Source organism: Paenarthrobacter sp. 10N417 (assembly GCF_056394745.1).
On the sequence record NZ_JBFTIL010000006.1, the window covers coordinates 14,950 to 29,584 of the forward strand.

Genomic DNA, 14,635 nt, shown 5'->3' on the forward strand with positions numbered 1-14,635 from the left:
GTTAGTCGTCCGAGTCCGGGTACTCGTCCACTTCGTCGTACCGGCCTGACTCCTCCACCTCAACCTCAAGGATCTTGAGCATCTCGGTGTCAGGGTACAACATGATGGCAGCTTCGTCCCTGCGGTGCTGCAACACGGTGTCCAGGTAAGACTGCACGGTCTCTGCCAGCGGGATGTAGCGATCCTGCTTCTGGCTCATGTACCAGCGGTGCTCCAGGACCTCGTGCACAACTTCGGCCGGTTCCAACTTGCCGGCAAGGTGCCGGGGAATAGACCGCACGATCGGCTCGAAGATCTGGCTGACCCAGGCGTGGGCGCTGATTTCCTCGTCCAGGTCAGGGTTGTTGTCCGCCCTGAACTGGTCCATATCGTTCAGCAGCCGGCGGGCCTGGTTCTCCTGGGCGTCCAACCCAGTGAGGCGCAGCAAGCGCCTTTGGTGATGGCCGGCGTCGACGACTTTTGGCTGCAGCTGGATGGTTGAACCATCCGCCGTTGTCTTGATGGCATATTCCTCGACGTCGAAGCCGAGCTCGTTGAGACGGCGGATGCGGGCTCCCACGCGCCAGCGCTCGCCGAGTTCGAAGGATTCCTTCTCCGTCAGCTCAGCCCAGAGCCTGCGGTAGCTGTCCATGATGAGCTCACTGGTAGCCACAGGATCAACCTTTTCCTCGATGAGCCCGCCGTCCAGGAGGTCCATCAGCTCACCGGCGATGTTGACGCGGGCGATCTCCAGATCGTACTCGCGCTGACCCATGGACAGGTCCGGGTAGAGCTCGCCGGTTTCGGCATCCACGAGGTAGGCGGCAAAGGCACCGGCATCGCGACGGAACAGCGTGTTGGAAAGCGAGACGTCACCCCAGTAGAAGCCAATGAGGTGCAAGCGGACAAGCAGCAACGCCTGGGCATCGATGAGGCGCGTCAACGTGTCCTTGCGCAGCATCTGCGAGAAAAGTGCCCGGTAGGGCATGGAAAATTTCAAGTGCCGGGTGACCAATACCGGGTTCAGGGGTTTGCCATCGGCAGTGGTGCGGCCGGTGATGACGGCCACGGGCTCAACACAAGGAACATCCAGCCGTGCCAGCTTCCGGAGCATGTGGTACTCGTGGCGGGCAACATGCTCGGACGTTTCCTTGATGGCGATGACGGATCCACCCAAATGGGCGAAACGCACGATGTGCCGGGAGATACCGCGGGGGAGGGCCGCGAGATTCTCGGCTGGCCAGTCTTCAAGCGCAATGTGCCACGGTAGGTCCAACAGCTCAGGATCCGCTGCCGCAGCAGTGATATTAAGGGACCCGATGACGCTGGCGGGCGGAGCGGTATCCTGCGCGCTGGCCGCTTCAGTCCTGGGGAGCTTGCCGATCTGCCCGTAGTCGGTCGGTTCGTCGTGCCACTGGGCTTCGTTTTGCTCGCTCATGCTTCAATTGTTCCGTACTCGCCGGTGTTGGCGTTCATTGCTGCGGGAAAGGGAAACTCAGATATCGCGGACCACTCGACGTCGGGTGCTGCCTGGAACGTGACGCCCTGCCTCGTGAGGCGCTCACCCAAGGCGCCCAGCCGACGTCGGAAGTCACCAAGGTCCCGCGCGTCCTGGGCCGACCACGCCACTTCCGCCAAGGAAACGGCCCTGGGATACAGGAGCCAGTAGGCCTGCTGGTTGTTGCGGACTGTCTCTGTCCACAGCGGACCTTCGACACCAAGGATCCTGTTGTCCTGCAGGCCGCCCTGGGCGGGATTCCAGTCGTAGTACTCGGCCCATGTGAACGGCCCGCCGTCCACCCACTCAAGGCCGATGGGACTGGTTGCTTCATACTTCTGGTCCAAGTAGGTGTTTGCCGCTGGGGACATGATCATCAAGGACCCCATGTGCTCTGCCTTCTGAACCAAAGGGGGGAGGTCGCCGAACCAGTACTGCACGACGTCGCCCTCACGGAGGTCCACGGAGGCGTACTCGTTCCAGCCAACTACTTTCTTGCCGGTTTCATCCGCAATCCGCACGAACTCCTGCGTCATGCTGACGTAATGCTCGTGATCCGTTACCAAAGCTTCGTCGCCCCCGATGTGCAGGTAGGGGCCGATAGTCATCGCTGCCAATTGTTCAAGGACTTCCCTGACAAACTCATACGTCACAGGAAGGGCCACATCCAACGTGGACCAGCCCACTGCTGCCGAAGTGCTCATGCTTGCGGCACGGCCATCCGGGTTGAGCTGCGGTATGGCTGCAAGGGCCGCATTGACGTGGCCAGGGAGATCGATTTCCGGGACCACCAGGACGTTCCTCGCAGCGGCGTATTCCTGGATTTCCCTGTAGTCCTGTTGGGTGTAGAACCCATCCCGACCACGGACTGGTACCGCAGTGGGGAACTCCACGGCGCCTGCTCCGCCGATTTCCGTGAGCTTGCCATAGTCCAGGCCCGAGGGATTCGCCTTGGGTGTCCGGATTTCGATACGCCAGGCCTGGTCATCCGTCAGGTGCAGATGCAATGCGTTGAGCTTGAACTGGGTCATGACATCTATCTGCTCCTTCACCTCTTGGACCGTGAAGAAGTTCCGGGCGACGTCGAGCATGAGGCCGCGATACGCGAACCTGGGTGCGTCCTTAATCTCGACGGCGGGAATCACCCAGGTGCCGACGGTCCTGTTGTCGCTGTTGTTCGAATCGTCCGCGCCGGTGATGGAGTGTTCAATGGCGGGCGGGAACAGCTGACGGAGCGTTTGGACTGCGTTGAAGAGGCCGGCAGGGGTTGTTGCCGTGAGGCGTGCACGGTCGACGGTGACCGATAGCTGGTACGCTTCCGGACCGCCGTCGAGCGTTTCCATGAAGTCCATGGAGATGTCGCCCGCATTGGCCGTCTCGACGATGGGGAGAGCGAAACCTGTGCCGCGGCGAAGCAGCATCGCCAGTTGCTCTGCGACCGGGACGGCAGCTGGGCTCGCCGCGATCCGGGCAGTGGGTGCAAGCGTGAAAGCCTGACCGTCCGAGGGTGCGATGTGCGCGGGGCGGGGGATCAGGTTATCCGTGGTGTTCATGCAGTTCTTTCTGCGGAAAGGTTAACGCGAGAGCGGCCCGACCGGGAAGGGTCGGGCCGCTGTCACACTGCGGATTTTTGCCGGTGGATTAGTCGCCCAGGCGGAGTCCGGTCTTGGTGTCGAACAGGTGCACGTGGCCGGACTGCGGACGAACGAAAATGGACTCGCCCTTCATCGGGGGGCGGCGACCGTCAACGCGGGCGACGATGTCGTGGCTCTTGCCATCCAGGATGGTGTGGCCGTAGACGTAGGCATCGGCGCCGAGTTCTTCGACGACGTCAACCTCAACCTGCAGGCCTTCGCCGTTGCCGACCGTCTCGAGGTCTTCCGGACGTGAACCAACGGTAACCGTCTGTCCGTGTGCTTCTTCGAGGACGTCGCGCTTGACCGGGTAAACCGTGCCACCGAACTGAACGCCGCCGTCGACGACCGGAAGTTCCAGCAGGTTCATGGCGGGGGAGCCGATGAAGCCTGCAACGAAGACGTTCTGCGGGCGGTCGTAGAGGTTGCGCGGGGTGTCAACCTGCTGGAGCAGGCCGTCCTTGAGGACTGCAACGCGGTCACCCATGGTCATGGCCTCAACCTGGTCGTGCGTCACGTAAACCGTGGTGACGCCGAGGCGGCGGGTCAGGGATGCGATCTGCGTACGGGTCTGGACACGGAGCTTGGCGTCAAGGTTGGACAGCGGCTCGTCCATGAGGAAGACCTGGGGGTTACGGACGATTGCACGGCCCATGGCAACACGCTGGCGCTGACCACCGGAGAGTGCCTTCGGCTTGCGGTCCAGGTATGCCTCAAGGTCAAGAAGCTTGGCGGCTTCGCGAACACGCTCGGCGCGCTCTTCCTTGGAGACGCCGGCAATCTTCAGTGCGAAGCCCATGTTGTCCGCAACAGTCATGTGCGGGTAAAGAGCGTAGTTCTGGAAGACCATTGCGATGTCGCGGTCCTTCGGGGGGACATCCGTGACGTCGCGGTCACCGATCAGAATGCGGCCGGCGTTCACATCCTCAAGTCCTGCGAGCATGCGCAGGGAGGTGGACTTACCGCAACCGGAGGGTCCAACGAGGACCAGGAATTCGCCATCGGCGATGTCGATGTTGAGTTTATCGACGGCGGGCTTATCTGTGCCCGGGTACAGACGCGTAGCGTTATCAAAAGTAACTGTAGCCACAGTTATCAATCCCTTCACCGGCAGGTACGTGCCGGACGATCCGTTGTGAATGGTTCATTTTCTTCAGTTGAACTCCCCGGCCAATGGCCGGGGAGGATCGTGTGACGTCGCACGGTACTGTGCGTCACATCACGTCCAAGAGTATGTCAGACTTTTGGATTTACTGCCCAAATGTTACGAACGTCACATGTGACGTTGATCCCGCTTCATGCTTCGGCGGTGACACGGCGGCGCTCTCGCAGCAGCGCTTCCAGCAATTCCGCAACCTGCACTGGAGCTTCCACACGGTACTGCGCCTGGGTGAAATCCAGTCCCACTTTGATGCCGACGTCGTCGCCCATGAGCCTGCCGAAGGCATCCTCATCGGTCACGTCGTCCCCAGCGAACAACATGGCCGTGGCACCGGTCGCCTGACGGAGGAACTCCACTGCCTCGCCCTTGGAGGCCTTGACCACGGATACCTCCAGCACGCGTTTGCCGGTCTTCACGTACACGCCAGGATGCTCGCGCAGCACCCGCGTCGCGGCTTCGACGGCGTCTTCCGCGACGTCGTCATCGGCCATCCTTGTGTGAAGGACGACGCCGGCGGGCTTGTCTTCGAGCAGCGTTCCAGGAGCAATGTTCACGATTTCGGCCAGGACTTCGCGTACGGCCGCCAACTTGCTGCGCTGATCCTCATCCAGTTCCAGGCCGAGGGAACCTTCGCCCAGCCAAACTTCAGCTCCGTGGCTGCCGATCAGCAGCGTGTCCACAGGAGGTGAGGCGACCAGCCGCAAACTGTCCAAGGCGCGGCCTGAGATGAGTGCCGTCGTCGTGCGCGGCAGTTCGGCGAGGGCTTCCAAAGCCGCGGCAGCCCTGGGCAGGGGCCGTGCATCCTCTGCGCGGTCCACGATCGGGGAGAGCGTGCCGTCGAAGTCCAAGGCCACCAGGAGATGTTCGGTGCCGGAAATGCGCCGGATGGCGTCCAACAGTTCCGGGGACAGAGACAGGTTCTCAGCTGTCATCACGCACTACCTTCTCCTCGAGGGCGGCCAGGAACTCCGCTGACCAATGATCGACGTCGTGGTCCAGGATCTGCTTTCGCATCAGCTTCATGCGGCGGCGGGCTTCCTTGGGGGATAGGTTGACCGCCCGGAGAATGGCGGACTTGAGGCCATCGATGTCATGCGGGTTGATCAGGAGCGCCTGCTTCAATTGGTCGGCAGCGCCTGCGAATTCGCTCAGGACCAGTGCGCCGTCGTCCTCGGAACGCGCCGTCACATATTCCTTGGCCACCAGGTTCATTCCGTCGCGCAGCGCCGTGACCAACATGACGTCCGCGGCGAGGTAGAGCGCCACCATCTCCTCAACCGGGTAGCTGTGGTGCAGGTAGCGGACGGCAGTGTTCTGGATGGTGTCGTAAGTGCCATTGATATGGCCGACCGTGCCCTCGATTTCTTCACGCAGAAGCCGGTACTGCTCCACGCGTTCACGGCTGGGGCTCGCTACCTGTATGAGGGTGGCGTCCTCCACCTTGATGCTGCCCTCGCGCAGGAGTTCCTCGAAGGCCTTCAGGCGGTGGCCGATGCCCTTGGTGTAGTCCAGGCGGTCCACGCCAAGAAGGATGGTCTTCGGATTGCCAAGGTCCTTGCGGATCTGCTTGGCCCTCTCGATGATGTCCGGCCTCCCGGCCAACTCCCGGATCTGGTCAACATCGATGGAAATAGGGAAGGCCTGCGCCCGGGCAATGTGGGTGACCTCGCCGTCAGGGCCCTTTACATGCACTTGCTGCTGCTTGACGCTGGCGCCCAGGAAGCGGCGGGCAGAGCGCATGAAGTTGCCAGCGTCGCTGGGACGCTGGAAGCCCAACAGGTCCGCACCCAGAAGGCCATCAATGATCTCGCGGCGCCACGGCAGCTGCGCGAAGATCTCCGGAGGCGGGAAGGGAATGTGGTTGAAGAAGCCGATCTTCAGGTCCGGCCGTGCCTCGCGGAGCATGCGGGGAACCAACTGGAGCTGGTAGTCCTGGACCCACACCGTTGCGCCGTCCGCGGCATGGCGGACCACGGCATCGGCGAACTTCTTATTCACCTGGCGGTATGCATCCCACCACGTACGGTGGAATTCCGGCGGGGCGATGACATCGTGGTACAGCGGCCAGATGGTCGCATTGGAGAAGCCCTCGTAATACAGCTCGACCTCGTGGCTGCTTAACTGGACCGGGACAAGATCCATCGCTTCGTGGCTGAAAGGACGGACAGTTTCATCCGGAGCGCCGTGCCAACCCACCCACGCGCCGTCGGACTTTGTCATCATCGGTGCAAGCGCAGTAACCAGGCCGCCTGGCGAGCGTCGCCACCCACCGCCACCATCGCCGTCACCATCGCTGTTGTACCGGTCGACAGGCAGGCGGTTGGACACCACCATGAAGTCGAACTTGCTCGCCGTTGGCTTCCTGGTGGGAGAGGCCCTAACGCCGTCTTCCATCTTGAGTTTTTCGCTTGCCAAATCCTGCATTACTGCTCCCTGGGGTTGCTGTGACTCACCTCCCAGCCTACCGGCGGAATCATAGACCGCAGTTGATCGTTCAACGACCGGGCAGGCATGTCAGCGGCAGAGCTCCTAGTTGGCTCCCGTAAACTGACCCCGTTGCCCCAAGCTATGCACTACCGACGTCGAGTAATCCGAGGAACTGATGAGCCCCGCAAACGAACCCCGCCTCTCCAAGGCTGAACGCACCGCCCAGGCACGGGAGAAAGCGCGCGAAATCCGCGAAGCGCAGCTGAAAAAGGAAAAGCGCAACAAGCTCCTGATCGGTTGGGGCATCGTCGTTGCGGTCGTGGCGATCCTGGCCGTCATCGCGCTGGTGGTGACCACCAGCATTCAGCAAAGCGCCCCGATCGCCGATCAGGGACCTACTCCCGCGAATGGCAACGTGCACGGCGGCGTAACATTGCTGGCCAACACCGACGTCGTAAAGTCCGATGCCTCGTCCGTGAATGTGGCGGATGTGCCTTCGGCTCCGGCAACCAAGCCCGCAACCGTGACTGTTCCTGGTGGTGAGCCCGAGGCCGGCAAGCCCGTCAAGGTGATCGCTTACGTCGACTTCATCTGCCCCGTCTGCAAGCGGTTCGAGACAACCTACGGGGAGTCGCTCACCAAGCTGCGCAACGACGGCAAGATTTCCCTCGAGTACCGCCCCCTCGGCTTCCTGGACCAGCAGTCCACCACCAACTACTCCTCGCGTGCAGCAAATGCTGCTGCATGCGTAGTGAACTCTTCACCTGAGAAGTACGCCGACTTCTTCAACCTCCTCTACGAACGCCAGCCGGCCGAAGGCAGTGCCGGTATCTCGGACAACGATCTCAAGTCCATGGCCAAGGAAGTTGGCGCGGCGAACATCGACTCCTGCATCGACAGCAAGCAGTACCGCCCCTATGTAAAGGTCGCCACGCAGGAAGCCGCGGCCATCGGCATCACGGGCACCCCCACCGTGTTCATCGACGGCAAGCAGTGGGACGGATCCACCGACCTGAATGCTGAGATCCAGACCGCGGTTGACGCCAAGGGCTAGGTTTCAGGAATTTACGACGGCGGTTGGTCACCTCGGGTTTGTGCCTTGCGTTCAACCCGGGTGGGCGGCCGCCGTCGTGATTTCCGCGAGGGGGAGTCTCTGGGCTAACCTTATCTAGCGTCGTTTTCGGCGCATGCCTCCTTAGCTCAGTTGGCCAGAGCACCGCTCTTGTAAAGCGGGGGTCGTCGGTTCGAATCCGACAGGGGGCTCCGATTGTGGCTTTGAACTGCGGTTTTAGTACCGTGTGGCCCGATTCTCCCGCCTTCTCGTTAGTGATGCTTTCGGCGCCGGCTGCCAGTGTGGCCTATGACCAGATGCGCGCGTCGGGGCTCCATCGGTGGTGGTTTTCGGCTGAGCCGTCGAACACTGGCTCAATGAACGTGAGCACACGTTCAACCTGCGCGTCGAGGTTCTGCTCGCAGAGGTCTTCGACTTTTAGCTTCCTGCGCCATGCAGCCCATTTCGCTTGCCCTGTCGCACCATAGCCGTCCATAAGGATCCGGAGCGGCCCCAGTTCGACGGTCCGGTGCCCGGCAACCTGCATCGCTGCTTCTCTGACGTCTGCGGCGTCGAACTCGAATCGGTCGGACAGGACTGCCACGTCCAGCAGGTCCCGCCACCTGGTGCTGGTGGTGCCGCGCTGGAGCATAGTTACGGTCTTCTCAGCGATCACCGTCACCAAGGGATGACCTTTCATCCTTACCGTTCCGCCGAGCAGCGACGGCAGTTCGATCTGCTCCGGCTCCGGCCAGATCGGGTCACCGGTACTGATGTCGAGCTTGATGGCAATTCTCGCCCGGCCCAGGACCGCGGGCAGTGAGACCCGCAGGCCGCTGTACTCGTCTTCGTCGCGGATCTGTTCGATCTGCATGGACGAATGGTCGAAGACCAGGCCGTCATCGACGACGATGTCGCATACCCCTTTCACCACTTCGGTGACGTGATCGACGTCGAGCCGGAAATCGAGTGCCTGCATGTCAACGTCACGGGTCGGCCGGCGCAGCGCGTGGGCGGACAGCAGGACGCCACCTTTGAGACAGAAGTCCTTCGCGAAAGGGGTGTCTGCCAAGCGCGCCAGGAAGCGCTCAAGACCGTAAAGCGTGAAGATCTCGTCAACGGGGCGCTTCCGGTCCCGCGCAAGCCTCTGAAGCTGCAGGTAGACGGTTCCTCCTGTCATCACAGGAGGACCTCCAATGCCTGGCTCAGCGGCCCCTTGGACCGCGGGACCAACAAAGCGATCTCCATGAGCCGGGCCGGCTGGGATCCTGGGCGCTTGAGCCAGTTACGTAGGGCTTCGATTCCCGTTTCATATCCGGCGCTTCCACGCAGGCGAAAGGCGTCGACGATCGAGCGCTCGGGGGAGTAGATGCCGATCAACACCCCGTCGGCCCCTTCGATCGGGATCGTCGACCGTCCGACGTCGAACGTCGCTTTGTCGAAGACATGCCAGGTGACCGGAGCCGAAAGCTGCGGAGGGGTCCTTCCGCGAGGCAAGGCCAGGTCGATGCTGGAAGGGATCTCATCGATGAGCTCGTGTCGGGCGAGAGCGCTGGTGAGGCAGATCGTGGCCAAGGGAGCTTTTCGGGAGGCTTCCAACAGATCGATGTCCGCCTGCATGCCCGTTCCGGCGATGTACAGCCCGGAGCCGATCCTCTCAATCAGGCCGGCATCACGCATTCGGTACAGGCTCGTGTGAGAGACTCCGTGCTCTGCCGCGTCCGAGATGCTGAAAAGGCCGCGCGGAAGGCGGTCCAGCAGGTAACTTTGACGCTTCATGTTCATATTCTACGACAGATAAAGCTAACTGTCGTGGAAAATGACCGCCAATTCTATGCGGCAATGATGAGGGCGCTCGCGGCTCAACGCGCGATGAAGGACGCCTTCTCAACTTCACTTGCGGGAGCCGCAGTAAAGGGCTGGGGACACCCAAATCCGAGCGTCCCCAGGCCTTTGCCGTGGCTCCGAAGTATTTGCGCGTCGTCAGAGTCCTGGGCTATGGCACTTCCCCCTGCGGCACAGGGGTCCTGCGTTGACGTTCACGCTGACCCTGGCGAAGCGCCAGCAGCGGGAACAGGAGCACAGAGAGCATGCCGGCCCCAACCAGTGCTGATGAGATTCCGCTTGAAATGAACCCCTGATCCCGGCCAATGGCTGTGACGGCAACGATAATCGGCAGGCCGGTTGCCCCGAAAAGCATGATCGCCCGTTTCTCCGCGAAAGTGGACCTGGGCGGGGCAGCAAGCATCGACGGCAGGCCGCGGATGATCAGCAGGAGGAGCAGGAACAGAGGGAGCAGCGCCAATGCCATGGCGCTGGACGTGAGTGCGCCGAGATCGAAATCTATGCCCGTATCGATGAAGAAGATGGGCACCAGGAATCCGAACGCGACGGCGTCGAGTTTGGTCTCGATCACCTTCCGGTCCCGTTCGGGTGCGCGCGCAATGGCCACCTTCCAGAGGACGCCCGCCGCGAATGCCCCCAGCAACATATCCAGTCCCAGGACCATGCTCAGCACGACGAGCACGGTGAGGATGAACATGATGGAGCGGACAGCGAACTGGCCGCTCGTGTGGAGGGTCCTGGTGACCTGCGAGTGGAACAGCGTGTGCTGTGCCCTGGAGGCCAGGAAAATCGCAATGCCGGCAAGGAGCACAAATCCGAGCAGCACTGCCGTAGCCGGTCCCAGCTCCCTGCCGCTGAAGAACAGCGAGATTGCTATCAGGGGACCAAACTCGCCAGCTGCGCCCAATGCCGTGACGGCGATCCCCATCGGGGATTTTGATTCACCGGAATCGCGAAGAATGGGCAGCAATGCTCCCAACGCCGTGGAGCACAGCGCCACCCCGATGATGACCGCTGCCTCCGGTGTGGGGGCCAGGAGAAAGCCTGCGCCAACGCCCGCGGCCAACGAGATCACCCAGCCAGCGGAGGCACGGATGGCGGGACGGCCCCGGATATCGGCGAAGTCAATCTCATTGCCGGCCACAAAGAAGAGCATCGCCAGCCCGAAATCAGCCAGCGTATCCGTGAACTGGGTAGATTCGATCCACCCCAACACGCTGGGACCCAGCAGGATTCCGAGGACGATCTCGAACACCACCAGCGGCACCTTGACCGCCCGGTCAAGGAAGCGCACCGCAAGGGGTGCCGTCACAGCCAGGAGAGCGATCAGAACCAAGGATGTAGACAAGCCCTGCATCAGCGGTACCTCCGGTACCTCGGCCGCTTTTGAAGGACTCGGCCGCTTCGAAGGAAAAGTAATCCAAAGCTACCGCCACACCTTCGATGACGCCATGACACGGGTCTTTCTGTAGCTGGCCAGAGTTATCCACATGCAGGAAGAAGCGCACGACGGCGGGTCCCGGCCCGCGTTAGTCTGGTTACCTCGGCTGAAGCAAGCGGCCGCAACACCCACTGTGCGGAGTCGTTTTCCAATGTCCGATGACCCAGACCTGGGCGCCCTTGCGGCGTCTTCCTTTTCCCTGCCTAGGCTGCGAGACGGTCAACTCGCGGCCATGAATGCCCTCGCATCCGGCCGCGACGTCCTGGCCGTCATGCCCACTGGGTACGGTAAATCTGCCACCTACCAAGTAGCAGCCATGTACCTCTATAACCAAACGGGACGCCCCGCCGTCGTGGTTTCTCCTTTGATTGCTTTGCAGGAGGACCAGCTGGATGGGCTGAACGGGCAGTTGGGTGACGGCGTTGCTGTAGCCATCAACTCCTCCCGTAGTGACTCGGAGGTGGAGGACGCCTGGGAGGCAGCGGAGTCGGGCAAAGCGACTTTCCTGTTTCTTGCCCCGGAGCAGTTGGCCAAACAGGAGACTGTGGGCCGCATCGCCAAACTGGACATCACGATGTTCGTGGTGGACGAGGCCCACTGCGTCTCTTCCTGGGGTCATGATTTCCGCCCCGACTACCTCGACCTGGGAAATGTCCGCGAACGATTGGGAAACCCTCCGGCGGCAGCCCTTACCGCTACAGCCTCACCGCCCGTGCGCGATGAGATTCTTGAACGGCTGGGGATGAAAGATCCGCTGGTCCTGGTCCGTGGCTTTGACCGGCCCAACATCAGCCTTGACGTGGTCCGCCACCAAGAAGACAAAGGCAAGCGAAAAGCAGTCCTGGAGCAAGTTGTCACTCTGGCCAAGGGAGGCGAGCGGGGGCTCCTGTACGCCGCCACCCGCAAGGACACCGAAAAGTACGCCGCCAAACTGGCAAAGGAAGGACTCCGCGCCGAGGCATACCACGCGGGCCGGTCGGACGCCGACCGGGAGCGCATCCATGAGCAGTTCCTGGACGATCAGCTGGACGTCGTGGTTGCCACAACCGCTTTCGGCATGGGTATCAACAAACCCAATGTGCGGTTCGTCGTCCATGCTGACATTCCGGAATCACTGGATGCCTATTACCAGGAAATCGGCCGTTCCGGACGCGACGGGAAACCGGCCACAGCCACACTGCATTACCGCGAAGAGGATCTTGGCCTGCGGAAGTTCTTCGGTACGCATTCACCGGACCCGGATTCGCTCCTGGCAGTACTGAAGATCCTGAAAGCCGCAGGCCCTCCCGCCCCCAAGGGCGCGCTCGCGGAGTTGACCGGATTCCCTGTCCGACGCCTCACCGGGCTCGTCAACCAGTTGGAGGAAGCCGGCGCTGTCACCACAGGCAAGCGCGGCATTCGGCTGGCATCCAAAGCCAAACTTTCGGCGCTCGTAGCCCGCGCCGTCGAACTGGCCGAGGCCCGACAGCGCGTCGACCAGTCCCGGCTCACCATGATGCGTGCGTACGCGGAGACGGACAGTTGCCGCCGGCAGTTCCTGCTGGGTTATTTCGGTGAGGAACTTTCGGAGCCGTGCGGCAATTGTGATGCGTGCGCCGCTGCTTCCAACGCCGGCAATGATTTCAGCAGTACAGAGGAAGAGCGCGGAGACGAACAGCATGCTGGCGAAAGCGATCCATTCCCGCTGCAATCCGCTGTGGTTCACAAGGAATGGGGTCCGGGACTGGTGATGAGGCATGAGGACGACGTCATCACCGTGTTGTTCGAGCAAGAGGGCTACAAGACGCTCTCCCGCAGGGCAGTTGTGGAACATGAACTTCTGAAGCCTGCTTAGATCCTGTGAGGCTCAACGTTTCAGGTGTTGAGCTCCAGCATCAGGGCGGGCAATTCGTCGGCGAGTTCGCGTGCAAGGAATCCGAGCGGGCCAAGCTTGCTGGCCAAGCGGTCGGCCGCAGTGGCGTGGAGGTGGGTTCCCCAGCAGGCAGCCTGTGCGTCGCTGGTTCCACGCGCCCGGAGACCGGTGATGGCGCCGGCCAGTACATCTCCACTGCCTGAGGTACCCAAGCCGCCGTACCCGGTGGTGATCTTCCAAAGTTCCGGCTCCCCAGGCGCTTCCCCTGACGGACGTGCAATTACGCCCTGGCAGCTCACCACCGCGCCATACTGTTCGGCGACGGCGGCAACGTCATTTTCCAGGTGGTTTACGTCCCGTCCCAGCAGGATCCCGGCCTCTGTCGGATTAGGGGTGAGAATCAGTCGGCCCCGCCAAGGTTCCAGCCTCTCCTTTATCTTCACCAGCCCGCCGAGGGCGTAGGCGTCGAGGACAATGGCCGGCCCTTCGCCTCCAAGCTCCTCCCGCTCCAACAACCTGGTGAGCAATTCCCCGGCCAGATCTGAATCATCCAGGCCGGGCCCGACCAACACGGCATCTGCCCTTTCCAAATACCTTGAGATCAGGTCCAAACCCTCACCGGTAACGGAACCATCGGCGGTCTCCGGCAAGCCCACCGCTCCACACTCCGGGAAAGCTACTCCCACCTGCACGGCCACGGACTCGGCCACAGCCAAGGTAATCTTTCCCGCCCCGGCGCGCAGGGCGGCGATGCCGGCCAGGATGGTGGCGCCTGGAGTGGTTCGCGCCCCGCCGATGATCAGCACAGCGCCGCGGGAGTATTTATCTTCGCCAGGAGCTGGCAGAGGCCAATCACGCAGAAGGGATGGCGTCACTTGCGTGGGGCCGTTGGTGCCGTTGGAATCACTGTGGGTGGACACTGGCATCTCCGGCATGCTCCGTAACCGTGACGCCCTGTTCGGTGAGATGGTCGGCCACATTGAAGCTCTCGAGCGTCCACGGTCCAGCACCAGACGGGCGCACGTACCGGGTAATCGAGGCGTTGAGCACAGTTGCACTGGCCGCGAGGTCCAGGATCTCCCGTTCGGACATCCCCTCCAGGACGTATCGGACCAGCAGGATCACCGCATCATGGCAAACGAGCATCACGCGGTGTCCCCGTCCCAGACTGTTCAGCTCGTCCAGGACGGACCGCAGACGAAGCGCGACGTCAGCCCAGGATTCACCTCCCGGGGGCCGATAGTACAGCTTGCCCAGCCAAAGGCGACGTTCTGCCTCGTCGGGATAACGCGTTTCCACACCTATGCGGGTAAGTCTGTCCAAAATGCCCAATTCCCGGTCCCGCAGGCGTTCATCCGTATGGACTTTCAGGGGCCAGCCAGCTGTTTGGACGGCAATTTCCGCTGTCTGAAGGGCGCGCGCATAGGGGGAGGAGACTACCGTGTCCGGGCGGATCTCCTCCGGAATCCTGGCCAGCGCCGTTCCCAGTGCCTTGGCCTGATCCTGGCCTGTACCCGAGAGGTTGACGTCCGGGTCCCGGGCGGGGACGTCAATGACCTCAGCCCGTGCCAGGCGAGCTTCCGTCGCGGCCACGTTGCCTTCGCTTTCTCCATGCCGGACCAGCAGCAATTCAACAGCTCCGGCCTCCTGTACCGCCTCTGTCAGGCCGTCGTCGTTCAAGAAAACCAACTCCTTCGCGCGCCTTGCTGAATGCAGAACACTACCCACTGCGTACCCACGGGACCA

12 protein-coding genes and 1 tRNA gene are annotated in these 14,635 nt (G+C 62.0%); 3 read left to right on the forward strand and 10 right to left on the reverse strand.

From position 1 onward, the window contains the following. Position 1: 1 nt before the first annotated feature. From AC1DCM_RS08995 to AC1DCM_RS09015, 5 genes are all read right to left on the reverse strand, one after another. Positions 2-1,417, reverse strand: coding sequence for a DUF4032 domain-containing protein (locus tag AC1DCM_RS08995; protein ID WP_477518027.1), 1,416 nt, complete (start codon positions 1,415-1,417; stop codon positions 2-4). Further along, entirely contained in the window at positions 1,414-3,030 is a 1,617-nt protein-coding gene (locus AC1DCM_RS09000) for a beta-N-acetylhexosaminidase (RefSeq protein WP_477518028.1), read from the reverse strand. The genes AC1DCM_RS08995 and AC1DCM_RS09000 overlap by 4 nt, the downstream gene beginning before the upstream one ends. Before the next feature lie 88 nt (positions 3,031-3,118). Beyond that, positions 3,119-4,201, reverse strand: a complete 1,083-nt coding sequence (locus AC1DCM_RS09005; RefSeq protein WP_431118474.1) for an ABC transporter ATP-binding protein — start codon at positions 4,199-4,201, stop codon at positions 3,119-3,121. A 206-nt stretch (positions 4,202-4,407) separates the two neighbouring features. Then, positions 4,408-5,205: a trehalose-phosphatase gene (gene otsB / locus AC1DCM_RS09010; RefSeq protein ID WP_442006720.1), complete on the reverse strand. Its 798-nt coding sequence runs from the start codon at positions 5,203-5,205 to the stop codon at positions 4,408-4,410. Beyond that, on the reverse strand, positions 5,195-6,667 hold the full coding sequence (locus AC1DCM_RS09015; RefSeq protein WP_477518138.1) for an alpha,alpha-trehalose-phosphate synthase (UDP-forming): 1,473 nt from the start codon (positions 6,665-6,667) through the stop codon (positions 5,195-5,197). The genes otsB and AC1DCM_RS09015 overlap by 11 nt, the downstream gene beginning before the upstream one ends. A gap of 208 nt (positions 6,668-6,875) precedes the next feature. Between AC1DCM_RS09015 and AC1DCM_RS09020 the strand changes: the two genes are divergently transcribed. Both AC1DCM_RS09020 and AC1DCM_RS09025 read left to right on the forward strand, forming a co-directional pair. Next, positions 6,876-7,754, forward strand: a complete 879-nt coding sequence (locus tag AC1DCM_RS09020; protein WP_442006721.1) for a DsbA family protein — start codon at positions 6,876-6,878, stop codon at positions 7,752-7,754. Positions 7,755-7,889: 135 nt separating this feature from the next. Further along, positions 7,890-7,963, forward strand: a tRNA-Thr gene (locus AC1DCM_RS09025). A gap of 95 nt (positions 7,964-8,058) precedes the next feature. Here the strand turns inward: AC1DCM_RS09025 and AC1DCM_RS09030 are convergent. The 3 genes from AC1DCM_RS09030 to AC1DCM_RS09040 form a co-directional block, all read right to left on the reverse strand. Further along, complete coding sequence (locus AC1DCM_RS09030; protein ID WP_477518029.1) at positions 8,059-8,931, reverse strand: nucleotidyl transferase AbiEii/AbiGii toxin family protein; 873 nt, start codon at positions 8,929-8,931, stop codon at positions 8,059-8,061. Further along, the gene (locus AC1DCM_RS09035) at positions 8,931-9,530 is read right to left on the reverse strand and encodes a type IV toxin-antitoxin system AbiEi family antitoxin domain-containing protein (protein WP_477518030.1); all 600 of its coding nucleotides are present in this window, start codon (positions 9,528-9,530) and stop codon (positions 8,931-8,933) included. Before AC1DCM_RS09035 ends, AC1DCM_RS09030 begins: the two co-directional genes overlap by 1 nt. Before the next feature lie 217 nt (positions 9,531-9,747). Continuing rightward, on the reverse strand, positions 9,748-10,953 hold the full coding sequence (locus AC1DCM_RS09040; protein WP_442006866.1) for a cation:proton antiporter: 1,206 nt from the start codon (positions 10,951-10,953) through the stop codon (positions 9,748-9,750). Between the two features lie 235 nt (positions 10,954-11,188). Between AC1DCM_RS09040 and AC1DCM_RS09045 the strand changes: the two genes are divergently transcribed. Next, positions 11,189-12,871 (forward strand): RecQ family ATP-dependent DNA helicase, encoded by a 1,683-nt coding sequence (locus AC1DCM_RS09045; protein WP_477518031.1) that lies wholly within the window; start codon positions 11,189-11,191, stop codon positions 12,869-12,871. 20 nt (positions 12,872-12,891) lie between these two features. Here AC1DCM_RS09045 and AC1DCM_RS09050 read toward each other — a convergent pair whose 3' ends face one another. Further along, positions 12,892-13,815, reverse strand: a complete 924-nt coding sequence (locus tag AC1DCM_RS09050) for an NAD(P)H-hydrate dehydratase (RefSeq protein ID WP_477518139.1) — start codon at positions 13,813-13,815, stop codon at positions 12,892-12,894. Beyond that, entirely contained in the window at positions 13,793-14,578 is a 786-nt protein-coding gene (locus AC1DCM_RS09055; RefSeq protein WP_477518032.1) for a histidine phosphatase family protein, read from the reverse strand. The genes AC1DCM_RS09050 and AC1DCM_RS09055 overlap by 23 nt, the downstream gene beginning before the upstream one ends. Positions 14,579-14,635: the final 57 nt, after the last annotated feature.

Coding starts and splice junctions, on each gene's coding strand:
- AC1DCM_RS08995 (WP_477518027.1), bottom strand. CDS start 1,417: ATGAGCGAGCAAAACGAAGCCCAGTGGCACGACGAACCGACCGACTAC.
- AC1DCM_RS09000 (WP_477518028.1), bottom strand. CDS start 3,030: ATGAACACCACGGATAACCTGATCCCCCGCCCCGCGCACATCGCACCC.
- otsB (WP_442006720.1), bottom strand. CDS start 5,205: ATGACAGCTGAGAACCTGTCTCTGTCCCCGGAACTGTTGGACGCCATC.
- AC1DCM_RS09015 (WP_477518138.1), bottom strand. CDS start 6,667: ATGGAAGACGGCGTTAGGGCCTCTCCCACCAGGAAGCCAACGGCGAGC.
- AC1DCM_RS09020 (WP_442006721.1), top strand. CDS start 6,876: ATGAGCCCCGCAAACGAACCCCGCCTCTCCAAGGCTGAACGCACCGCC.
- AC1DCM_RS09030 (WP_477518029.1), bottom strand. CDS start 8,931: ATGACAGGAGGAACCGTCTACCTGCAGCTTCAGAGGCTTGCGCGGGAC.
- AC1DCM_RS09035 (WP_477518030.1), bottom strand. CDS start 9,530: ATGAAGCGTCAAAGTTACCTGCTGGACCGCCTTCCGCGCGGCCTTTTC.
- AC1DCM_RS09040 (WP_442006866.1), bottom strand. CDS start 10,953: ATGCAGGGCTTGTCTACATCCTTGGTTCTGATCGCTCTCCTGGCTGTG.
- AC1DCM_RS09045 (WP_477518031.1), top strand. CDS start 11,189: ATGTCCGATGACCCAGACCTGGGCGCCCTTGCGGCGTCTTCCTTTTCC.
- AC1DCM_RS09050 (WP_477518139.1), bottom strand. CDS start 13,815: ATGCCAGTGTCCACCCACAGTGATTCCAACGGCACCAACGGCCCCACG.